This window comes from Streptomyces sp. NPDC026522, from assembly GCF_055567555.1.
In genome coordinates this window covers 148,681-171,919 of the sequence record NZ_JBVHQF010000009.1, presented here as the reverse complement: position 1 = coordinate 171,919, position 23,239 = coordinate 148,681, and the positions used below count along the sequence as shown (strand labels likewise).

The following is a 23,239-nucleotide window of genomic DNA, read 5'->3' as shown; positions in this document are numbered from 1 at the left end:
AGATCCGCAGCGCGGGTCAGATGTCGCGGAAGATCTCGATCTGGGCGCCGACCGAGTTGAGGCGTTCCGCCAGTTCCTCGTAGCCGCGGTTGATGACGTAGACGTTGCGCAGGACGGAGGTGCCCTCGGCCGCCATCATCGCCAGGAGGACGACCACCGCAGGGCGGAGGGCGGGCGGGCACATCATCTCCGCCGCGCGCCACCGGGTCGGGCCCTCGACCAGGACGCGGTGGGGGTCCAGGAGCTGGAGCCGGCCGCCGAGGCGGTTGAGGTCGGTCAGGTAGATGGCCCGGTTGTCGTACACCCAGTCGTGGATCAGGGTCTGGCCCTGGGCGACGGCGGCGATGGCCGCGAAGAACGGGACGTTGTCGATGTTCAGCCCGGGGAACGGCATCGGGTGGATCTTGTCGATCGGCGCTTCGAGCTTCGACGGGCGGACCGTCAGGTCGACCAGGCGGGTGCGGCCGTTGTCGGCGGTGTACTCCGCCGAGCGGTCGTGGTCGAGGCCCATCTCCTCCAGGACCGCGAGCTCGATCTCCATGAACTCGATCGGCACCCGGCGGATGGTCAGTTCGGACTCGGTGACCACGGCCGCGGCCAGCAGGCTCATCGCCTCGACCGGGTCCTCGGAGGGCGAGTAGTCCACGTCGACGTCGATGTTCGGGACGCCGTGGACGGTGAGGGTGGTGGTGCCGATGCCCTCCACCTTGACGCCCAGGGTCTCCAGGAAGAAACAGAGGTCCTGGACCATGTAGTTGGAGGAGGCGTTGCGGATGACGGAGACGCCGTCGTGCCGGGCGGCGGCCAGCAGCGCGTTCTCGGTGACCGTGTCCCCGCGCTCGGTCAGGACGATCGGGCGGTCCGGACTGACCCCGGCGGCGACCTGGGCGTGGTAGATGCCCTCGGTCGCGGTGATCTCCAGGCCGAAGCGGCGCAGGGCGATCATGTGGGGCTCGATGGTGCGGGTGCCGAGGTCGCAGCCGCCGGCGTAGGGCAGCCGGAACTGGTCCATGCGGTGCAGCAGCGGACCCAGGAACATGATGATGCTGCGGGTGCGGCGGGCCGCGTCCGCGTCCATGGCGTCCATGTCGAGGCGGGCCGGCGGGACGATCTCCAGGTCCACGCCGTCGTTGATCCAGCGGGTGCGCACCCCGATGGAGTTCAGGACTTCGAGGAGGCGGTAGACCTCCTCGATGCGGGCGACCCGCCTGAGCACCGTACGGCCCTTGTTGAGCAGCGAGGCGCACAGCAGCGCGACACACGCGTTCTTGCTCGTCTTGACGTCGATGGCACCGGAGAGGCGGCGGCCGCCGACGACCCGCAGGTGCATGGGTCCGGCGTAGCCCAGAGAGACGATCTCGCTGTCGAGGGCTTCGCCGATTCGGGCGATCATCTCAAGGCTGATGTTCTGGTTGCCGCGTTCGATCCGGTTGACGGCGCTCTGGCTGGTGCCGAGCGCGTCGGCAAGCTGACTCTGCGTCCAGCCCCGGTGCTGACGGGCGTCACGGATGAGCTTGCCGATACGTACGAGGTAGTCGTCTGCCATGGGTGCACCGTATCTCAGATATGAGATGGGGGCCGAACGGGGTGTGGCGGACGGGTGTTACCCACCGTGGCCGGGGGGCCGGTCGGCTGACCCCGGGTCAGCCGACCGGCCCCTGGTCGCGGGCCCGTTCAGTGCCCGCAGGCGTGGTGCCGGCCGCCGTGCACCGCCGCGTACGAGGCCGGCCGCGGGGCCGACCGGGCGCGCTGCGCGCGGGCGGTGGCCGCCCGGCCCGTCGCCGACTCCGCGTCGTGCACCACGCGTCCGCCGACCAGGGTCATTCGTACGCCCGTGTCGCTTATGTCGGCCACCGGGCAGCGGGTCACGTCCCGGTCCAGCAGGACGAGGTCGGCCGCCTTGCCCGCTTCCACCGTGCCGGTCAGTTCCTCCTGGCGCAACTGCCAGGCCGTGCCCGAGGTGTGCATCCGCAGGACCGAGTCCCGGCTCAGCCCCTCCAGCTCCCGGTACAGCTCGCCCTCGCCGAACGCGCCCTGCCGGTCGATCGCCGTCCGCAGCTGGTTCCACACCTGGAGGACGTCCACCGGCCAGTCCGAGCCGCCGGTCAGCCGCGCCCCCGCCTTCTCGATGCTCCGTGCCGGATACATCCAACGGTGGCGGCGGGGGCCGATGTAGGGCAGCAGCGCCTCCATCGTCCAGGTGTCGCGCGAAGCCCACTGGAGCTGCATGCAGACGGCCACGCCGAGCCGGGCGAAACGGGGCAGATCGGCCGGATCGACGATCTGGAGGTGCGCGATCGCGTTGCGTGCGTCCCGATGCCCCGTCACCCGCCTGGCGTACTCGTACCCGTCCAAAGCGGTACGGACCGCCCGGTCACCCAGGCCGTGGGCGTGCATCTGCCAGCCCGCCGCGTTGAACGCCGCGGCGAGCCGGCCGTAGTCCCCCGCCGACGTGTACAGCTCGCCCCGGTTGCCGGTCGGTCTGCCCGATCCGTCCAGGTACGGCTCCAGTAGCGCGGCCGTCTGCGCCGGGTACTCGATGACCCCGTCCAGGAACACCTTGATCATCCCGAACCGGAGCCCCCGGACCCCCTCGAACTCCCGCCGCAGGCCGCGCGCGTACGCCAGCGAGGCCGCCGGGTCCTTGGCCTGCCCGGCGTCCAGCCGGATGGCCGGCACGATGCGCTGCGGCAGCTTCCCCGCCGCCGACAGCGCCCGGTACAGCTCCAGCTCGTGCCGGCCGACCAGGGCGTCCATCATGGTCGTGACCCCGGACGCCGCCGCGAGTTCGAGTACCTTCGCGCAGGCCGCGACCAGTTCGGCGGTGGAGGGCTCCGGGAGGTGCCGCTTCACCAGTTCCTGCGCGTCGTCCTTGAGCACGCCCGTCGGCTGTCCGTCGCTCCCCTTGACCACCTTGCCGCCGACCGGGTCCGGGGTGGCCGCGGTGATCCCGGCGATGTCCAGGGCCCGCTGGTTCGCCCACAGGTTGTGCCCGTCACCGCCGACCAGGACGACGGGGCGCCGCGTGGGCAGCGCGTCCAGCATCGCGTGGTGCGGGGCGGTCCCCGCGGGCAGCAGCCCGACCGGGTTCCAGTCCTCCACCACCAGCCAGCCGTCGGGCTCCGCGCCCGCCCCGCCGGTGTCGGCGAGGAACCCGGTCAGCAGGGCGGTGAGTTCCGCCACGGTGGTCTCCGCGCTCGCCAGTGACGGGCGCAGCGACCGCTCCCCGGCGCCCAGCGGGTGGACGTGCCCGTCGTGGATGCCGCTCATCACGGTGTTGCCGCGGGCGTCGACCACCTCGGTGTCCCGGCCCGCGTGCCGGCGTACGGACGCACTCGTACCGGTGGCCAGGATCCGGCCGTCCCGGCCCACCGCGACGGCCTCGGCCTGCGGCCCGCCCGCCCGGCCGGTGTACACCCGGGCGTTGTGGAACACCAGGGCGGCGGAACCCCGGCCCCCGGAAGGCCCGGAGGAGGCGGCGGAGGCCGCGCCGGCGCCGAGCAGGGTGGCCGCCGAGGCGGCCCCGGCGGACGCGAGGAGCCCTCGGCGGGACAGGGGGGAAGGGGTCATGGCCACTCCAGACATCGGTACGGCGGTGTCGGTACGTGGCGTGGACACTGGGTGATTAACCCGTTAACCAGAACCCGCCCCGAGCGACGGATTCCGCACTCCGCCCCCGGGCGGAGCGCATCCCGTCGCCGAGGGGCCGCCCGCCCGCGCCCGTACGATGACCCCGTGCCCGGCCCCGGACCGACCATCGCCGACATCGCGCGCGCCGCGGAGGTCTCCACCGCGACCGTCTCGCACGCCCTCAACGGCACCGGCCGCCTCGCCGACGGCACCCGCCGCCGGGTCCGCGAGGTGGCGGCCGGCCTCGGCTACGGCTCCCGGCGCGGCCCCCGCACCCGCACCCTCGGGGTGGCGGTGACCACGTACGCGGGCTCCGCCTGGGACTTCGCGGGCATCGCCTACTTCTCCCGGCTGCTGACCTCCGCCACCTCCGCCGCGCACGCCCACGGCTACGCCCTGACCACCCTGCCCGCCGACCGCGGCGGCGAGCCGCTGTGGCACACCCTCGCCGTCGACGGGATGCTGCTGCTGGACAGCCCGGCCGGGGACCCGGTGCTGCGCGCCCTGCGGGCCCGGGGCCTGCCGCTGGTCTTCGACGGCCGCCCGCCGGACCCGTGGCCGTCGGACATATGGGTGGACAACGACCACGCGAGCACCACGCGAGAGGTGCTCGACCACCTCGCGACCTCGGGAGCCCGCCGGATCGCACTGCATTCCGGCTACGGCCGGGAGTTCTACACCGGGGCCGTCACGTCCGCCTACGAACAGTGGTGCGCGCGGCGCGGCGCCGAGCCGCTGGTGATCCCCTTCGATCCCGACGACCATGCAGGTCACGCCTTTGACCGCGCCTTCGGGTCGGCCGCCCGGCCCGACGCCGTCTACTGCGTGTACGACCCTGGCGGCCGGCAGGCGCTGGCCGCCGCCGCGCGCCACGGCATCCGTACGCCCGACGGCCTGCTGCTGGTCTGCGCCAGCGAGGATCCCGGGTACGCCGAGAACCAACCGCCCGTGACCACCGTCACCCTGAATCCGGAGCGGATCGCCGTCCGCGCGGTGTCCGCGCTGGTGGCGCTGATCGAGTCCGGGGAAGCGGAATCGCCCGGCCAGCTGACCGTCGCGGCAGGACTGCGGGTGCGCGCCTCGTCCCTTCCCCCGGACATGTACTAGAGTTATCTCGACATCGAGATATCTGCCGAAGGCGTACCGCAGCCGCCCCCGCTGGTAAGGGTTACCTAATTTAGCCTTACCTTAGCGGATTGGCCATGGGGCGTGGCGGCAGGATGCGGTTATACGCGCGAAATCATGCATGAAGGAGACTGTCGTGTCGGCGAACAGCTTCGACGCCCGCAGCACGCTGCAGGTGGGCGACGAGTCGTACGAGATCTTCCGGCTGGACAAGGTCGAGGGCGCGGCCCGCCTTCCCTACAGCCTGAAGGTGCTGCTGGAGAACCTGCTCCGTACCGAGGACGGCGCGAACATCACCGCCGACCACATCCGGTCCCTCGGCAACTGGGATTCGCAGGCGCAGCCCAGCGAGGAGATCCAGTTCACGCCGGCCCGCGTGATCATGCAGGACTTCACCGGCGTCCCCTGCGTCGTCGACCTCGCCACCATGCGCGAGGCCGTGAAGGCCCTCGGCGGCGACCCCTCGAAGATCAACCCGCTGGCCCCGGCCGAGCTGGTCATCGACCACTCGGTCATCGCCGACAAGTTCGGCACCAACGACGCGTTCGCCCAGAACGTGGAGCTGGAGTACGGCCGCAACAAGGAGCGCTACCAGTTCCTGCGCTGGGGCCAGACCGCCTTCGACGAGTTCAAGGTCGTCCCCCCGGGCACCGGCATCGTCCACCAGGTCAACATCGAGCACCTGGCCCGCACGGTCATGGTCCGGAACGGCCAGGCGTACCCCGACACCCTCGTCGGCACCGACTCGCACACCACCATGGTCAACGGCCTGGGCGTGCTGGGCTGGGGCGTCGGCGGCATCGAGGCCGAGGCCGCGATGCTCGGCCAGCCGGTCTCCATGCTGATCCCGCGCGTCGTGGGCTTCAAGCTGACCGGCGAGCTGCCGACCGGAACCACCGCCACCGACCTCGTGCTGACCATCACCGAGATGCTGCGCAAGCACGGCGTCGTCGGCAAGTTCGTCGAGTTCTACGGTGAGGGCGTCGCCGCCACCTCCCTCGCGAACCGCGCCACCATCGGCAACATGTCGCCGGAGTTCGGCTCGACCGCCGCGATCTTCCCGATCGACGACGAGACGCTGAAGTACCTGCGCCTGACCGGCCGCGACGCGCAGCAGGTCGCGCTGGTCGAGGCGTACGCCAAGGAGCAGGGCCTGTGGCTGGACCCGGCCGCCGAGCCGGACTTCTCCGAGAAGCTGGAGCTCGACCTCTCCACGGTCGTCCCCTCCATCGCCGGCCCGAAGCGCCCGCAGGACCGCATCGTCCTCGCGAACGCCGCCGAGCAGTTCGCCGTCGACGTCCGCAACTACGTCAGCGACGACGAGGAGGCCGGCAAGGAGTCCTTCCCGGCGTCCGACGCCCCGGCCTCCGCCAACGGCATCCCGACCAAGCCGACCCTGGTCACGCTGGCCGACGGCACCTCGTTCGAGATCGACCACGGCGCCGTCACCGTCGCCGCGATCACCTCCTGCACCAACACCTCGAACCCCTACGTCATGGTCGCCGCGGCGCTCGTGGCGAAGAAGGCGGCCGAGAAGGGCCTGACCCGCAAGCCGTGGGTGAAGACCACCCTGGCCCCGGGCTCGAAGGTGGTCACCGACTACTTCGACAAGGCCGGCCTGACCCCGTACCTGGACAAGCTGGGCTTCAACCTGGTCGGCTACGGCTGCACCACCTGCATCGGCAACTCCGGTCCGCTGGACGAGGAGATCTCGAAGGCGATCAACGAGGCCGACCTCGCGGTCACCTCGGTGCTCTCGGGCAACCGCAACTTCGAGGGCCGGATCAACCCCGACGTCAAGATGAACTACCTGGCCTCCCCGCCGCTGGTCGTCGCGTACGCCATCGCGGGCTCCATGAAGGTGGACATCACCAAGGACGCCATCGGCATCGACACCGAGGGCAAGCCGGTCTACCTCCAGGACATCTGGCCCTCCGAGGCCGAGGTCAACGACGTCGTGGCGAACGCCATCGGCGAGGACATGTTCAACAAGTCCTACCAGGACGTCTTCGCGGGCGACGCCCAGTGGCAGGCGCTGTCCATCCCGACCGGCAACACGTTCGAGTGGGACCCGCAGTCCACCTACGTGCGCAAGCCCCCCTACTTCGAGGGCATGACGATGGAGACCACCCCGGTCTCCGACATCGCCGGCGCCCGCGTGCTGGCGAAGCTGGGCGACTCGGTCACCACCGACCACATCTCCCCGGCCGGTGCGATCAAGGCCGACACCCCGGCCGGCAAGTACCTCACGGAGCACGGCGTCGAGCGCCGCGACTTCAACAGCTACGGTTCCCGCCGCGGCAACCACGAGGTCATGATCCGCGGTACGTTCGCCAACATCCGCCTGCGCAACCAGATCGCGCCGGGCACCGAGGGCGGCTTCACCCGCGACTTCACCCAGGACGGCGCGCCGGTCTCGTTCATCTACGACGCCTCGCAGAACTACCAGGCCGCCGGCATCCCGCTGGTCATCCTGGCGGGCAAGGAGTACGGCTCGGGCTCGTCCCGCGACTGGGCGGCCAAGGGCACCGCGCTGCTCGGCGTCAAGGCCGTCATCGCCGAGTCCTACGAGCGCATCCACCGCTCGAACCTGATCGGCATGGGCGTGCTCCCGCTCCAGTTCCCCGAGGGCGCCTCGGCGGCCGCGCTGGGCCTCACCGGCGAGGAGACCTTCTCCTTCACCGGTGTGGAGGAGCTGAACAACGGCACCACCCCGCGCACGGTCAAGGTGACCACCGACACCGGTGTGGAGTTCGACGCGGTCGTGCGCATCGACACCCCTGGTGAGGCGGACTACTACCGCAACGGCGGCATCATGCAGTACGTGCTCCGCAACCTGATCCGCGGCTAGCCACGCGGACGCCGAGCGGCACCCGAGGGCCGTATCCCCGAAAGGGGGTACGGCCCTTCCGCCTTTTCGGACCGTCGGGTATCGGCCAGCCAGGTGACGGTGAGGTCTCAACTCGGAAAAGCCGGGGCAGATACTTGTGCACGATCTTGCTCACCCGAGCGGAAGTGGACTATACCTGTGGCCGTCCGGGCCGCCGCGAGACGAGCGGCCCCGGACGGGGGGACGGTGGGGACCTGCGGCGATGCCGCGCGCACGGCAGCCGCCGTGGTGTTCCTTCCTCCTTCACACTCCTGACGAAGGCGAGGACTTGAGCATGGGATCCACCTCCGCCCACGGCGAGCACAGCACCGGTGAGGGCCTCGGCCGCCGGGACCTGATCAAGCGCTCCGCGGCACTCGGCCTGATCGCCGTCCCGACGATGAGCTTCCTTTCCGCCTGCGCCTCCGGCGGCGACACGACGACGAACGGCCCCGCGAAGGGAGCCGTCTCCAAGGAGAACCCCTTCGGCGTGGCCAAGGGCGGCAAGATGGACGTCGTCGTCTTCAAGGGCGGGTTCGGCGACGACTACGCCAAGGCCTGGGAAGCCGCCTTCGACAAGAAGTGGGGCACCACCAGCTCCCACCTGGGCACCCAGGAGATCACCGGCAAGCTCCAGCCGCGCTTCAACGGCGGCAACCCGCCGGACGTCATCGACGACTCGGGCGCCCAGCAGATCAAGGTCGACGTCCTCGCCAAGGGCGGCCAGCTCGCCGACCTCACCCAGGTCCTCGACGCGCCCTCCCTGGACGACCCGGCCAAGAAGGTCCGGGACATGCTGATCCCCGGCACCGTCGAACAGGGCACCCAGGGCGGCAAGTTCGTCGCCCTCTACTACGTCTACACCGTGTTCGGCTTCTGGTATTCCGGCAAGCTCTTCAAGGAGAAGGGCTGGACCGAGCCCAAGACCTGGGACGAGTTCCTGGCCGTCTGTACGAAGGCCAAGGAGGCCGGCCTCGGCGGGCTCGCCCACCAGGGCAAGTACCCGTACTACATCAACGTCGTCATCATGGACCTGATCGCCAAGAAGGGCGGTCTGGAGGCGATGAAGGCGATCGACAACCTCGAACCGAACGCCTTCGAGGGCAACCCCGCGGCCCTCGCGGCGGTCGAGGCGGTGTACGAGGTCGTCGAGAAGGGCCTGCTGATGCCGGGCACCAACGGCCTCACCCACACGGAGTCCCAGACCGCCTGGAACCAGTACAAGGCCGCCTTCATCCCCTCCGGCTCCTGGCTGGAGAACGAGCAGCTCAAGCAGACCCCGGAGGACTTCGACATGAAGTTCCTGCCGGTCCCGCTGCTGGCCGACAGCAAGCTGCCCTTCGAGGCCATCCGGGCGGGGGCGGGCGAACCCTTCATCGTCCCGGAGAAGGCCGCCAACAAGGCCGGCGGACTGGAATTCCTGCGCTCGATGCTGTCACGCGAATGGTCGACCACCTTCGCCCAGCAGGCCAACTCCCTCACCGTCGTCAAGGACGGCGTGGATCCCGGCGTCAAACTGCGGCCGGGCACCGCGTCGGCGGTGGCGGCGGTCAAGGCGGCCGGGACCAACACCTTCAACTACCTGTACCCCGACTGGTACAGCGAAATGGACACCGAGATCCAGAACGCGTCCAATGAGCTGATGGCCCAGCGGATCCAGCCCAAGGAATGGATCAAGCGGGCCCAGGCTGCGGTAGACAAGGCTGCCAAGGACCCGAACGCGAAGAACAACCGCCGCAGCTGACGTCACGGACGGGACGGACATCATGAGCCACGTTGCCCGCAGCAGAGGACGGGGCGGTTTCATCACCGGCTTCCTGATCCTGCCGCTCGCGCTGTACCTGACCTTCGTCATCTGGCCCTACATCCAGACGTTCGGCTACTCCTTCACCAACTGGTCGGGGCAGTCCCCGACGTTCGGATTCGTCGGCCTGGACAACTACGCGGCGCTGATGAAGGACGAGGTCTTCCGCGGCGCCCTCTGGCACAACCTGCTGCTCCTGGTGTTCGTCCCGGTGATCACAATCCTGCTCGCCCTGTTCTTCGCCTTCATGGTGAACGCGGGCGGCCGCAGCGGTGCCGGCGGGGTGCGGGGGGTACGCGGATCGGGCATCTACAAGATCGTCTACTTCTTCCCGCAGGTCCTCTCCCTGGCCATCCTGGCCGTGCTCTTCGGCGCCGTGTACCGCAGCGACGCGGGCGGCCTGCTCAACGGCTTCCTGACCAAGATCGGCCTCGTCGACCCCACCCGCCCCGTCGAATGGCTCAACGAGCCGAACCTGGTGCTCTGGTGCCTGCTCCTGGTGGTCGTCTGGCACGGCGTCGGCTTCTACCTGGTGCTCTTCTCCGCCGCGATGCAGTCCATCCCGAAGGACATCTACGAGGCCGCGCTGCTGGACGGTGCCGGGCGCGCCCAGACCTTCTTCAAGGTCACCCTGCCCCTGCTGTGGGACTCGGTGCAGACCTCCGCCGTCTACCTGGGCATCGCCGCGATGGACATGTTCGTCCTGGTGTCCACCATGACCTCGGGCCAGTTCGGCGGTGGCCCGGACCACCACAGCGAGGTCATGGCCACCGTGCTGATGCGCAACTTCCTCTACTTCGGCAAGAGCGGATACGCCTGCGCCATGGGCGTGGTCATGCTCGTCCTGACCATGATCCTTTCCATCGTCACGCTGCGCGCCACCCGCCGCGAGCGCATCGAGTTCTGAGCGGGAGACACCGATGACCACAGTGATCAAGGCCCCCGGAGAGGCCGCCGCCGAGCGTCCCGGCGGCGCCGGCCGCGCCAAGGGGGGCGGCACCGGCCGCTCCGACGGCACGGTGCTCAACGTCTTCTCGCACGGGTTCCTGGCCCTCTGGGCGATACTGATCGTCCTGCCGTTGGTCTGGCTCGCGCTCGGCTCCTTCAAGACCGACTCGCAGATCGGCGGCTCGGCCCTGAGCTGGCCCTCGCACTGGCACTTCGACGCCTTCTCCCGCGCCTGGGACAAGGGCATCGGGGACTACTTCGCCCACACCCTGATCGTGCTGGTGTTCTCGGTCCCGCTGACCATGCTGCTCGGGTCGATGGCGGCGTACGTACTGGCCCGCTACCCCTTCCCGGGCAACCGGGTGGTCTACTACTTCTTCGTCAGCGGGGCGATGTTCCCCGTCTTCCTGGCGCTCGTCCCGCTGTTCTTCATGGTCAAGCGCCTGGACATGCTCAACACGTACCAGGGCCTGATCCTCGTCTACGTGGCGTACTCGATGCCGTTCACCGTCTTCTTCATGCACTCGTTCTTCCGGACGCTGCCCACGGCCGTCCACGAGGCGGCGGTGATCGACGGGGCCTCCGACACCCGGATCTTCTTCCAGGTGATGCTGCCGATGGCCAAGCCCGGCCTGATCAGCGTCGGGATATTCAATGTCCTGGGCCAGTGGAACCAGTACATCCTGCCCTCCGTGCTGATGCAGCCCCAGAGCGGATCGGACCCCGAGCGCTACCTGCTCACCCAGGGCCTGATCCAGCTCCAGTACCAGATGGGCTACGAGACGGACCTGCCGGTGCTGTTCGCCGGCGTGACCATCGCGATGATCCCGATGCTGGTGGTCTACCTCTCCTTCCAGCGCCAGATCCAGGCCGGCCTGACCTCCGCCACCCTCAAGTAGGACCGCTCACACGATATGTGCGGCCGTGTTTCACTCCATATGCCCTTTAGTGACCGATTCGTGCTGCGTCAGCCTCTTGACGTCTGACGGCCCAAAGGCTCGACTTAAGGTTCACAAGTTGGAGAGACGCCGGCGTCTCGGAGCACTCAGCCCTGAGGCCGGCCGGGGGGCGACGGCCGGCCGTCGCTTATGGGCAGGAGTGGATGAGTCGTGCAGACTCCCGGATCGCAGTCGTCGCTGCATCGCGCGAACCTCGAACGCGTCGTGCGGGCCGTCCGGCTCGCGGGTTCACTGACGCAGGCGGAGATCGCCCGGGCCACCGGACTGTCGGCGGCCACGGTCTCCAACATCGTCCGCGAACTGAAGGAAGGCGGGACCGTCGAGGTCACCGACACCTCGGCGGGCGGCCGGCGCGCCCGCAGCGTCTCGCTCAGCGGGGACGCCGGCATCGTGATCGGCGTCGACTTCGGCCACACCCACCTGCGGGTGGCCGTGGGCAACCTCGCCCACCAGGTGCTCGCCGAGGACTCCGAGCCGCTGGACGTGGACGCCTCCTGGACCGAGGGCTTCGACCGCGCGGAAGCGCTGGTCGGACGGCTGATCGAAGGCGTCGGGGTGAGCCGCGACAAGGTCATCGGCGTCGGCCTCGGCGTCCCCGGCCCCATCGACGTGGAGTCCGGCACCCTCGGCTCCACCGCGATCCTGCCGGGCTGGGCCGGGATCAACCCCCGCCAGGAGCTGTCCAGCCGGCTGGGCGTACCCGTGTACGTGGACAACGACGCCAACCTCGGCGCGCTCGGCGAGCTGGTCTGGGGGAGCGGCCGGGGGGTCAAGGACCTGGCCTACATCAAGGTCGCGAGCGGTGTCGGCGCCGGCCTGGTGATCAACGGCCAGATCTACCGCGGACCCGGTGGCACGGCGGGCGAGATCGGGCACATCACCCTGGACGAGTCTGGCCCGGTCTGCCGCTGCGGCAACCGCGGCTGCCTGGAGACCTTCGCCGCCGCACGCTACGTCCTGCCCCTCCTGCAGAGCAGCCACGGAGCCGAGTTGACGATGGAACGGGTGGTCGAACTGGCCCGCGAGGGCGACCCCGGCTGCCGCCGGGTCATCACCGACGTGGGCCGGCACATCGGCAGCGGCGTGGCCAGCCTGTGCAACCTGCTGAACCCCAGCCGGGTGGTGCTCGGCGGCTCGCTCGCCGAAGCCGGTGAACTCGTCCTGGCTCCCATCCGTGAATCAGTGGGGAGGTACGCGATCCCCAGCGCGGCCCGGCAACTCTCGGTGCTCACCGGCTCGCTGGGCGGCCGCGCGGAAGTACTCGGCGCACTGGCTCTCGTACTGAGCGAGATGGGCGATTCGACGCTTTTGGCGGAAAATGGAATCGGAGTGCGGGCTCCCGCCCTGATGTCTTCAGTTAGATAACGGATGGCACCGTTGTCATCTCGTTAAGGATTCACTCCTTGACGGCAAACTGTGGCCGGGGTTGACTCGCATCCACCTCGGCCGCACTGTCGCGGCCTCGTCAGGGAGGTTCAACCAATGAACACTCGTATGCGCAGAGCCGCTGTTGCCGTCGCCGCCGGCGCCATGGCCGTTTCCCTCGCCGCCTGTGGGAGCGCGAAGGAGTCCGGCGACAAGACGAAGGAATCGGCTGCCGCCAAGGGTGACGCGATCACCGTCGGCCTGCTCCTTCCGGAGAACCAGACGGCCCGATACGAGAAGTTCGACAAGCCGCTCATCGAGAAGAAGGTCGCCGACCTCACCGGCGGCAAGGCCAAGGTCGTCTACGCCAACGCCAAGCAGGACGCGACCACGCAGAACTCGCAGGTCGACACGATGATCACCAACAAGGTGGACGTCCTGATCGTCGACGCGGTCGACGCCAAGGCCATCGCCGGCTCGGTCAAGAAGGCCAAGGACGCCGGCATCCCGGTCGTCGCCTACGACCGCCTCGCCGAGGGCCCGATCGACGCCTACACCTCCTTCGACAACGAAGAGGTCGGCAAGGTCCAGGGCAAGGCGCTGCTCGACGCGCTGGGCGACAAGGCCAAGGACGGCCAGATCGTCATGATGAACGGCTCCGTCACCGACCCGAACGCCGCCCTCTTCAAGAAGGGCGCGCACTCCGTCCTCGACGGCAAGGTGACCATCGGCAAGGAGTACGACACCAAGGAGTGGAAGCCGGAGAACGCCAACACCAACATGGCGGGAGCGCTCTCGGCGCTCGGCAAGGACAAGGTGATCGGCGTCTACTCCGCCAACGACGGCATGGCCGGCGGCATCATCACCGCCCTGAAGGCGGCCGGCCTGTCCCCCCTGCCGCCGGTGACCGGCCAGGACGCGGAGCTCGCCGGTGTGCAGCGCATCGTCGCGGGTGAGCAGTTCATGAGCGTCTACAAGCCGTACGCGCCGGAGGCCTCGGCCGCCGCCGAGATGGCCGTGGCCCTCGCCAAGCACGAGAAGATCAGCGACATCGTCAACCAGAACGTCGACAGCCCGACCACCAAGGGCGTCCCGTCCGTGCTGATCCCGGTCGTCTCGCTCACCAAGAGCAACATCAAGGACACCGTCATCAAGGACGGCGTCTACACGGCCGACGAGATCTGCACCGACAAGTACGCGGCCGCCTGCGCCAGCCTCGGCCTGAAGTAAGGCCCCGTCGCCCCGGACGGGGCGGCCCCCGCGCCTGTACGGCGCCCCGCGTCCTTTCCCCGCCATCCGCGGGGCGCCGTACAGAAACGTTTCTCTGAATTTCCCCCATAGCCCCATTCGCGTTCCTGCTCTTTTGCACGACATCCCCGCCGGTCAGGCGGCGAAGGAGATGGTTCATGTGTCCGCTGCGCCCGTGCTGGCGTTGCGAGGGGTCTCGAAGCGGTTCGGCGCCGTCCAGGCCCTGACCGACGTAGAACTCGAGATCCACTCCGGTGAGGTGGTCGCCCTCGTCGGTGACAACGGCGCCGGCAAGTCCACGCTGGTCAAGACGATCGCCGGCGTGCACCCGATCGATGACGGAGTCATCGAGTGGGAGGGCCGCCCGGTCTCCATCGGCAAGCCCCACGACGCCCAGAACCTGGGCATCGCGACGGTCTACCAGGACCTCGCGCTCTGCGACAACATCGACGTCGTCGGCAACCTCTTCCTCGGCCGCGAGCTCAAGCGCCGCGGCATCCTCGACGAGGTGGAGATGGAGCGCCGCGCCCGCGAGCTCCTGACCACCCTGTCCATCCGGATCCCCAGTGTCCGGATCCCCATCGCCTCGCTGTCCGGCGGTCAGCGCCAGACCGTGGCGATCGCCCGTTCGATGCTGGGCGAGCCCAAGCTCGTCATCCTCGACGAGCCCACGGCGGCCCTGGGCGTCGAGCAGACCGCCCAGGTCCTCGACCTGGTGGAGCGGCTGCGCGAGCGCGGCCACGCCGTCATCCTCATCAGCCACAACATGGCCGATGTGAAGGCCGTCGCCGACAAGGTGGCGGTGCTGCGGCTGGGCCGCAACAACGGCGTCTTCAGCGTCGCCGACACCTCGCAGGAAGAGATCATCTCCGCCATCACCGGGGCCACGGACAACGCCGTGACCCGCCGGGCGGCCCGTACCGGGGAGGCCCGCAAGTGAGCACCCAGAACCCTCCCGCCGGTCCGCTGGACAAGGGTCCCGCCGGCCAGGCGCAGCACGTCGATCCGGTCAACCCGGCCGCCGCGACGGACGCCATCCCGGCCGTCGACCCCCGCCTGCTCGTCCGCGAGCAGGGATTCTCCGGCTACCTCAGCGAGTTCGGCCGCAAGATGAAGGCCGGCGACCTGGGCTCCATCCCGGTCGTCCTCGGCCTGATCATCATCTGGGGCATCTTCCAGGGGCTGAACGCGAACTTCCTCTCCCCGGAGAACCTCACCAACATCGCCATCACGATGGTCGCCACCGGCATGATGGCCGTCGGCATCATCTTCGTGCTGCTGCTCGGCGAGATCGACCTCTCGGTCGGCTCGGTCAGCGGTGTCTCGGGCGCGATCGTCGCCGTCCTCGCCGTCACCCACGGGGTGAACGAGTGGCTCGCGATCCTCGTCGCCGTCGCGGGCGGCGCGCTGATCGGTGCCATCCACGGCTTCTTCTTCGCCCGGATCGGCGCCCCGGCCTTCGCCGTCACCCTGTCGGGCCTGCTGTTCTGGTCCGGCGCGATGCTGCAGATCCTCGGCAGCAACGGCACGATCAACCTCGACCCGGAGGGCGTCGTCGGGCAGCTCACCACGTACTACTTCACGGACGTGGCGGCTGCCTACGGCCTCGCGGCGATCGCGGTCGCGGCCTACTTCCTGGCCTCCTTCTTCGACAACCGCCGTCGGCAGGCCGCGGGCGTCCCGTCCCGGCCGCTCGGCGAGATCGTGCTGCGCACGGCCGTGCTCGCGGTGTTCACGTTCGGCCCGGCCGCGGTGTTCAACCAGTACAAGGGCCTCCCGCTCGCGGTGGTGCTCTTCCTGGTCGTGCTGGTCGGCACGGACTTCGTCCTGCGCCGTACCTCCTTCGGCCGCAACATCTTCGCCCTCGGCGGCAGCGTCGAGGCGTCCCGCCGCGCGGGCATCAACGTCACCGGCATCCGCATCGCGGTCTTCGCCATCGCGGGCACCTTCGCCGCCATCGGCGGCCTCTTCTGGGCCTCCAAGATCGCGGCCGCCAACCAGAGCGCCGGCGCCGGCGACCTGCTGATGAACGTGATCGCGGCGGCCGTCATCGGCGGCACCAGCCTCTTCGGCGGCCGGGGCCGGACCTGGAACGCCCTCCTCGGCGTCATGGTCATCACCTCGATCCAGTACGGTCTGGCCCTGGAAGGCATCGCGACGCCGATCCAGTACATGATCACCGGCGCGGTCCTGCTGGCCACCGTGGTCATCGACTCGGTCACCCGCAAGACCCAGAAGACCGCCGGACGCGCCTGACGGCGCGGCCGCAGGCGGAGACCCGGCGGTAAGAACCGTCACAGTGCCCGGTGCCACTTCGTGTGGCGCCGGGCACGTGTGCGTACATGTGTGCGTACGCCTGTGCGGGTATGCGCCCGTTTGGGATGTGTGAGCGTGCGAGGACGTGTACAGGTATGACAAAGGCGTGACCGCCCCGGTACCGCCCGATGATGCTCGTCGCGAGCGGAACATTAGACTCGACAGACCAGCAAGCAACTGCAAGGAGGCACGGGTGCTGCTGACCCGCATCAAGGGACCGCGCGATCTGGACCGGCTCAGCCAGGAGGAGCTCACTCAGCTCGCCGACGAGATCAGGTCCTTCCTCGTCGACGCCGTCTCCAAGACCGGCGGGCACCTCGGCCCCAACCTCGGCGTGGTCGAACTGACGATCGCCCTGCACCGGGTCTTCGACTCGCCCAAGGACAAGGTCCTCTTCGACACCGGCCACCAGGCCTACGTCCACAAGCTGCTCACGGGCCGCCAGGACTTCGCGAACCTGCGCTCCAAGGGCGGCCTGTCCGGCTACCCCTCGCGCGCCGAGTCCGACCACGACGTGATCGAGAACTCCCACGCGTCGACGGTGCTGGGCTGGGCCGACGGACTGGCCAAGGCCAACGAGGTGCTCCGCCGCGAGGACCACCACGTCGCCGCCGTCATCGGGGACGGCGCGCTGACCGGCGGCATGGCCTGGGAGGCGCTCAACAACATCGCCGCCGCCAAGGACCGCCCGCTCGTCATCGTCGTCAACGACAACGAGCGCTCCTACGGGCCCACCATCGGCGGCCTGGCCAACCACCTGGCCACCCTGCGCACCACGGACGGCTACGAGCGCTTCCTCGCCCGCGGCAAGGAACTCCTGGAACGTACCCCGGTCGTCGGCAAGCCGCTCTTCGAGACGCTGCACGGCGCCAAGAAGGGCCTCAAGGACTTCATCGCCCCGCAGGGCATGTTCGAGGACCTGGGCCTGAAGTACATCGGCCCCATCGACGGCCACGACATCGAGGCCCTGGAGTCGGCCCTCCAGCGGGCCAAACGGTTCAGCGGTCCGGTCATCGTGCACTGCCTCACCCAGAAGGGCCGCGGCTACACGCACGCCGAGCAGGACGAGGCCGACCGCTTCCACGGCATCGGCCCGATCCACCCGGACACCGGTCTGCCCGTCAAGGCCGCCGCCGCCAGCTGGACCTCCGTCTTCGCCGACGAGATGGTCAAGCTCGGCCACGAGCGCGAGGACATCGTCGCCATCACCGCGGCCATGCTCCACCCGGTCGGCCTCAAGAAGTTCGCGGACACCTTCCCCGACCGCATCTTCGACGTCGGCATCGCCGAGCAGCACGCCGCGACCTCCGCGGCCGGCCTCGCCACCGGCGGCGTCCACCCCGTCTTCGCGGTCTACGCGACCTTCCTCAACCGGGCCTTCGACCAGGTCCTGATGGACGTCGCCCTGCACAAGTGCGGGGTCACCTTCGTCCTGGACCGGGCCGGCGTCACCGGCGACGACGGCGCCTCCCACAACGGCATGTGGGACATGTCCATCCTCCAGGTCGTTCCGGGCCTGCGGCTGGCCGCCCCGCGCGACGCCGAGCAGCTGCGCGCCCAGCTCCGCGAGGCCGTCGGGGTACAGGACGCGCCGACCGTCGTGCGCTACTCCAAGGGCGTCGTGGGCCCGGCCGTCCCGGCCGTCGGCCGGATCGGCGGCATGGACGTGCTGCGCACCCCGGCCCCGGAGGTCACCCGGCCGGACGTACTGCTCGTCTCGGTGGGCGCGCTCGCCCCGATGTGCCTGGAAGTCGCCGACCTGCTCGACAAGCAGGGCATCTCCACCACCGTCGTCGACCCGCGCTGGGTCAAGCCCGTCGACGAGGCGCTGGCCCCGCTCGCGGAGCAGCACCGGGTGGTCGTCACCGTCGAGGACAACGGCCGTACCGGCGGGGTGGGCGCGGCCGTCGCGCAGGCCCTGCGCGACGCGGGGGTCGACGTACCGCTGCGCGACTTCGGCATCCCGCAGCGCTTCCTGGACCACGCGCTGCGCAAGGAGATCCTGGCCGAGATCGGGCTCACCGCGCCCGACATCGCCCGGCAGGTGACGGGTCTGGTCGCCAAGCTGGACGGACGCTACGACAGCGAGCCGGCCGCCACCGTCGACTGACCGGCGGGCTACTCGCGGTTGCACGTGACGGGCCGGGAGATCACCCTTGAGGGGTGGGCCTCCCGGCCCGTTCGTGTGCCTCGTCACCAGCCGGAGGTGCGTCGGTGAGCAAGGATCTGAAAAGTCCCTTCCGGACCAAGACGGTGGAGCAGTCCATCCGGGACACGGAAGAGCCGGAACACGCGCTCCGGAAGTCGCTTTCCGCCCTGGACCTGACGGTCTTCGGGGTGGGCGTCATCATCGGCACCGGCATCTTCGTCCTCACGGGCATCGCGGCACGGAACAACGCCGGACCCGCCACCGCCCTGGCCTTCGTCGCGGCGGGCATCGTCTGCGCCCTCGCGGCGCTCTGCTACGCGGAGTTCGCCTCCACCGTTCCGGTGGCCGGTTCGGCGTACACCTTCTCGTACGCCTCGATCGGCGAGCTGCCGGCCTGGATCATCGGCTGGGACCTCGTGCTGGAGTTCGCGCTCGGCACCGCCGTCGTGGCGGTCGGCTGGTCCGGGTACCTGCGCCAGCTCATGAGCACCAACCTGGGCTGGGACATGCCGGCCGCTTTGTCGGGGCCGGACGGGGGAGGGACCTTCGACCTGCTGGCCTTCCTGCTGGTCCTGGTGCTGACCGCGATCCTCGTGGTGGGGACGAAGCTGTCGGCCCGGATCACCGCGATCGTCGTCGCCATCAAGGTCACGGTGGTGCTGCTGGTCATCATCGGGGGCCTGTTCTTCATCAAGGCCGACAACTACAAGCCGTTCATCCCGCCGGCCGAGCCGCAGCCCGCCGGGAGCGGCTGGAAGGCGCCGCTGGTCCAGCTGCTCTTCGGCTACGCGCCCACCAACTTCGGTGTCATGGGCATCTTCACCGCGGCCTCCCTCGTCTTCTTCGCCTTCATCGGCTTCGACGTCGTGGCCACCGCGGCGGAGGAGACCAAGAACCCCCAACGGGACATGCCGCGCGGCATCATCGGCTCCCTGATCATCTGTACGGTGCTCTACGTCGCCGTGACGCTGGTGGTCACCGGCATGCAGAAGTACACGGAGATGTCGGCCACCGCCCCGCTCGCCGAGGCCTTCAAGTCCGTGAACCAGCCCTTCTTCTCCGGCGCCATCAGCCTCGGGGCGTCCGTGGGCCTGATCACGGTGTGCATGATCCTGCTGCTGGGCCAGACCCGGGTGTTCTTCGCGATGAGCCGTGACGGACTGCTGCCCCGCTTCTTCTCCGTCACCCACCCGAAGTACCGCACGCCCTACCGGGCGACCATCACGCTCGGCGTGATCATCGCCGTCGTCGCGGGCTTCACGAGCCTGGAGAAGCTCGCGGAACTGGTCAACATCGGCACGCTGTTCGCCTTCGTGGTCGTGGCCCTCGGCGTGATCATCCTGCGCCGCACCCGCCCCGACCTGCACCGGGCCTTCCGCACTCCATGGGTGCCGGTGGTGCCGATCCTGTCGATCGCCGCGTCGCTCTGGCTGATGCTCAACCTGCCGGCCGAGACCTGGCTGCGGTTCGCGATCTGGATGGTGATCGGCTTCTTCGTCTACTTCCTCTACGGGCGCCACAACAGCCGCCTCGCCAAGGCGGGAGCGGACGCCGAGTACTGACGGAAGCCCTGTGGTGCGGCCGTCGCACCCGACGGCCGCACCGACGGGTCAGCCCTTGGCCGGGGAGTCCTTCGCCGAAGCGGGGATCTTCTGGTCGGCGCGCAGGGCGTCCCACAGCTGGGTCGCCTGCGGCTGGGCGACGATCACCCGGTTCGGGTCGACCTTGTCGTAGGCCACCGGCAGCATGATGGTCTCCATCGTCTCCGGGTCGACGCCCTTCATGCTCTGCGCGAAGTCGGCCAGCGCGGTCAGCGAGGCGAGCTGGGAGTCGGTGGTGAGCGACTTGGTCCCGGCGTCGGCGAGCTTGTAGAGCCGCGCCGGGTTGCCGAGGGCGTCCTGCTTCTTCATCTCGGCCAGCATGGCCAGCATGAACTTCTGCTGGAGGCCTATGCGTCCGAGGTCGCTCCCGTCACCGTAGCCGTACCGGGTACGGACGAACTTGAGCGAGTCGGTGCCGTTCAGCCGGTGGGTGCCCGCGTCGAGCTTCAGGCCGCCCTTGGCCCCGCTCATCGGCTTGTCGAGGGTGACGGTGACCCCGCCGAGGGCGTCGACCAGCTCCTTGAAGCCGGCGAAGTCCACCTCGACGAAGTGGTCCACGCGGATCCCGGAGAGCTGCTCGACGGTCTTGACCACGCAGGCCGGACCGGCCACCGAGTAGACGGAGTTGAACATGACCCGGTTCGCGGGCGGCACGGTGGCGCCGTCCTTGTCCTTGCACTCGGGCCGGCTGATCAGGGTGTCGCGGGGGATGCTGACCGCGGTGGCCCGGGACCGGCCCTCGGGTATGTGCACCAGCATCGCGGTGTCGGAGCGGGCTCCGCTGACGTCGCCGTGGTCGAGCTCCCCGTTCGCGCCGGCCCGCGAATCGGAGCCGAGGACCAGGACGTTCTGGGCGTTCTCCACCATCTTGGGCGGCCGGTTGTCACCGATCGCCTTGTCCAGGTCGACGCTGGAGATGTTGCTGTTCAGGCTGCTGTACATCCACCAGCCCACGCCGCCGGCACCGAGGAGCAGGACCAGCAGGACGAGCGAGATGATGCCGAATATTCGCTTCTTCCCACGGGCCTTGCGCGGAGCTTGGGGGGAGAGTGAGGGTGCTTCGGTTGCCTGGGTCATGCCGTAGGTGTCCTCTGATCCCGATGGGTCGGTCGTCGTGAGATAGTGACCGCCGTCTTGCGGGGGCCAGGGGCGGTCGGACGCGCGCGGCAGCCGGACCGGGGCCTCGGGGTTGCCAGGGTGGTGCGGTACCCGGGTCACTATAGGCAAACGTGCACGTCGAACGGGAGTGCCCTTATCGTGCTCGCGCATGCTGCGTGAGACTTGCGGCGGGCACGGAGAGGAAGCAGGGAGAAGCATGGGGCACTCGGCCAAACGTCGAGGCGGTGACCGCCACGGCGCACAACCGCAGGTCGCAAGGGACTCCGTGGCAGGAGCCGGGGGCAGCCGGATCCTCCTCATCACGCCCGGGCCGGGGACCGCGGCCGTACTCCTGGGCGAGGAGACCGGCCCCGGACACGTCACCGTGCTCTGCCTGGAGGCCGGTACGGAGTCGGAGCGCGCCGACTTCAGCCGGGCCGCGGCGGAGGCCGGCAGCCGCGGCTGCCCGGTCGACGGCCCCCCGCGCGGCCTGCCCGCCGAGAACCTCGAACGGGCCCTGCTACGGCACCTGCACGACGTGGCGCCCGACCGGGTCCTGACGTGCGACCCGCTCGCCGGCCGGGACGTGGCCGAGGCGGACGACGCCGGCGAACGGGAGGGCGCCCTGGCGCTGGCCGTGCTCGACGCGGTGGAGGAGTACCAGCGCGAGACCGGGTACCCGGTCTTCACCGACTGCCGGGTCCTGGACCGCCTTGCCTGGCCCGCACCGGTGTCCCGCCCGCGTTATCCCGCGCCGACCGCGTGGGCGGTCCGCGGGACCGACGGGCGGGTCTCCGCCTACCTGCCGGTGCCCGGCGCCGTGGCCCGGTGGACCGAAGGCGCGGGCGGGCGGTGGACGGGCCCGCAGCTGCTGGACGCCCCCGGTCTGCTGCCCGCGCTGTCGGTCGCGCAGGGCCCGGACGGCTACCCCGCCCTCGTCGGCCTGCGCCGCGTCCGGCGCGGGAAGGAGGACTGGAACGTCGAGGTCGTCGTTGCGCTCCAGTACCAGACGGGCCGGCCGCTCGGACCCTGGCGCGTGCTGGCCAACCCGCACCGCGGCGAGCCGCTGCTGGGACGTTACGTCGGCGCCCCCGTCGCGGCCTACGACGACGGCGGCACGCTGTACGTGTTCCTGCGCAACGGCTACGACACGCTCAACGCCCGGCACCAGCGGGCGGACGGCAGCTGGGCGCCCTGGTTCCACCTTGGGGGCCACAAGGCCGCGGACGAGATCGTGGCGATGCGGACGCCGCACGGAAGGATCGACCTCATCGCGCGGATGCGCGACGAGCCGGGCGTGGTCCGCTGGTACCGCGCCGCGCCGAAGTGGGCGTGGGAGTCGGACCGAGGTCCCAACGTCCACGCCCTGCCGGGCAGTCTCGCCGCGGCGCCCGAAAGCGGAGCGCTGCGCTACCGGTACGCCGAGACCGGCGAACTGTGCCAGTGGGGGTGGGGTGCGTACGGACCGGTGGGCCTGAACGGCCCGACGGTCCGCGGCCGGGTGAGCGCCGCGCCGGGGGTCGCCGTCGGCGGCTGGAGCTGCACGGTGCTGGCCGCCGAGGACGAGCAGGGCCACTGCATCATCGGGACCCACGTGGACGGCCGGCCGGACTCCGGGGTCTGGTGGTCAACGACCGGGCAGCGGACCCTGATGCCCCCGGCCGTCGTCCGGGACCGGGACGAGCGGGTGATGATCGCCACACTCGGGCCGGGAGCCCGTCTCGCGGTGGCGCGCCAGGCTCCGGACGAGCAGGCCCTCGCCTTCGAACCCTGGCTGGATCTGGCCTGACCAGTACGCCTGCCCGGCGCGGGCAGGCTGACGGGCGGTCACGAGCCCTGCCGAGTCCCTCCCCACTGTCGCAGGGGGGAGGGATTCGCTGTTTGCGATTGATCATTGCCGGGCCTGCGCTATACCACATCTTTACCCGATGTACCCCAATCGGGTGCGATGCAGTCGGGGATTCGTTCAGACTTGGACGTGATCTAGTATGAGGCTACCTGTGAAGGACAGATAACTGATCACATCTGTTCTTGTTGGCGTCAGACTGCGTTCACGGGGGTGGATACGCCGCTGCGGGGCGCGTCATCGGAGGAGCACGTGTTGTCGCCAAGACCTCGGCTGAGTGT

The 23,239-nt window shown here is 69.6% G+C and carries 15 protein-coding genes; 12 read left to right on the top strand and 3 right to left on the bottom strand.

Translation table 11 applies throughout. From position 1 onward, the window contains the following. Positions 1-16: 16 nt before the first annotated feature. The gene (locus tag ACZ4M3_RS23715; protein ID WP_136212660.1) at positions 17-1,546 is read right to left on the bottom strand and encodes a helix-turn-helix domain-containing protein; all 1,530 of its coding nucleotides are present in this window, start codon (positions 1,544-1,546) and stop codon (positions 17-19) included. Between the two features lie 128 nt (positions 1,547-1,674). Further along, positions 1,675-3,570, bottom strand: a complete 1,896-nt coding sequence (locus tag ACZ4M3_RS23710; protein ID WP_467735694.1) for an amidohydrolase — start codon at positions 3,568-3,570, stop codon at positions 1,675-1,677. 165 nt (positions 3,571-3,735) lie between these two features. Between ACZ4M3_RS23710 and ACZ4M3_RS23705 the strand changes: the two genes are divergently transcribed. The 11 genes from ACZ4M3_RS23705 to ACZ4M3_RS23655 all read left to right on the top strand — a co-directional run bounded on the left by ACZ4M3_RS23705 (position 3,736) and on the right by ACZ4M3_RS23655 (position 19,975). Next, a complete protein-coding gene (locus ACZ4M3_RS23705) occupies positions 3,736-4,737 on the top strand; it encodes a LacI family DNA-binding transcriptional regulator (protein WP_467735692.1) in 1,002 nt (333 codons plus the stop codon). 154 nt (positions 4,738-4,891) lie between these two features. Beyond that, the gene (gene acnA, locus ACZ4M3_RS23700) at positions 4,892-7,606 is read left to right on the top strand and encodes an aconitate hydratase AcnA (protein WP_467735690.1); all 2,715 of its coding nucleotides are present in this window, start codon (positions 4,892-4,894) and stop codon (positions 7,604-7,606) included. Positions 7,607-7,919: 313 nt separating this feature from the next. Continuing rightward, positions 7,920-9,368, top strand: coding sequence for an N-acetylglucosamine/diacetylchitobiose ABC transporter substrate-binding protein (gene ngcE / locus ACZ4M3_RS23695; RefSeq protein WP_467735688.1), 1,449 nt, complete (start codon positions 7,920-7,922; stop codon positions 9,366-9,368). Positions 9,369-9,390: 22 nt separating this feature from the next. After that, a complete protein-coding gene (locus tag ACZ4M3_RS23690; RefSeq protein ID WP_467735686.1) occupies positions 9,391-10,335 on the top strand; it encodes a carbohydrate ABC transporter permease in 945 nt (314 codons plus the stop codon). Positions 10,336-10,348: 13 nt separating this feature from the next. Next, positions 10,349-11,275 (top strand): carbohydrate ABC transporter permease, encoded by a 927-nt coding sequence (locus ACZ4M3_RS23685; RefSeq protein WP_467735684.1) that lies wholly within the window; start codon positions 10,349-10,351, stop codon positions 11,273-11,275. Between the two features lie 210 nt (positions 11,276-11,485). Next, positions 11,486-12,700 (top strand): ROK family transcriptional regulator, encoded by a 1,215-nt coding sequence (locus ACZ4M3_RS23680; protein ID WP_467735682.1) that lies wholly within the window; start codon positions 11,486-11,488, stop codon positions 12,698-12,700. 117 nt (positions 12,701-12,817) lie between these two features. Beyond that, positions 12,818-13,930: a sugar ABC transporter substrate-binding protein gene (locus ACZ4M3_RS23675; protein WP_467735680.1), complete on the top strand. Its 1,113-nt coding sequence runs from the start codon at positions 12,818-12,820 to the stop codon at positions 13,928-13,930. Positions 13,931-14,099: 169 nt separating this feature from the next. After that, positions 14,100-14,888 (top strand): ATP-binding cassette domain-containing protein, encoded by a 789-nt coding sequence (locus tag ACZ4M3_RS23670; protein WP_053684862.1) that lies wholly within the window; start codon positions 14,100-14,102, stop codon positions 14,886-14,888. Positions 14,889-14,914: 26 nt separating this feature from the next. Continuing rightward, entirely contained in the window at positions 14,915-16,204 is a 1,290-nt protein-coding gene (locus ACZ4M3_RS23665) for a sugar ABC transporter permease (RefSeq protein WP_467736041.1), read from the top strand. Positions 16,205-16,457: 253 nt separating this feature from the next. Then, complete coding sequence (dxs, locus tag ACZ4M3_RS23660) at positions 16,458-18,374, top strand: 1-deoxy-D-xylulose-5-phosphate synthase (RefSeq protein ID WP_467735678.1); 1,917 nt, start codon at positions 16,458-16,460, stop codon at positions 18,372-18,374. Between the two features lie 104 nt (positions 18,375-18,478). Then, a complete protein-coding gene (locus ACZ4M3_RS23655; protein ID WP_467735676.1) occupies positions 18,479-19,975 on the top strand; it encodes an amino acid permease in 1,497 nt (498 codons plus the stop codon). 48 nt (positions 19,976-20,023) lie between these two features. On the opposite strand, the gene ACZ4M3_RS23650 is transcribed toward ACZ4M3_RS23655, so the two are convergent. Beyond that, positions 20,024-21,091, bottom strand: a complete 1,068-nt coding sequence (locus tag ACZ4M3_RS23650; protein ID WP_467735674.1) for an LCP family protein — start codon at positions 21,089-21,091, stop codon at positions 20,024-20,026. Between the two features lie 307 nt (positions 21,092-21,398). Here ACZ4M3_RS23650 and ACZ4M3_RS23645 point away from each other — a divergent pair, with 307 nt between their 5' ends. Next, the gene (locus ACZ4M3_RS23645) at positions 21,399-22,901 is read left to right on the top strand and encodes a hypothetical protein (protein ID WP_467735672.1); all 1,503 of its coding nucleotides are present in this window, start codon (positions 21,399-21,401) and stop codon (positions 22,899-22,901) included. Positions 22,902-23,239 lie beyond the last annotated feature (338 nt).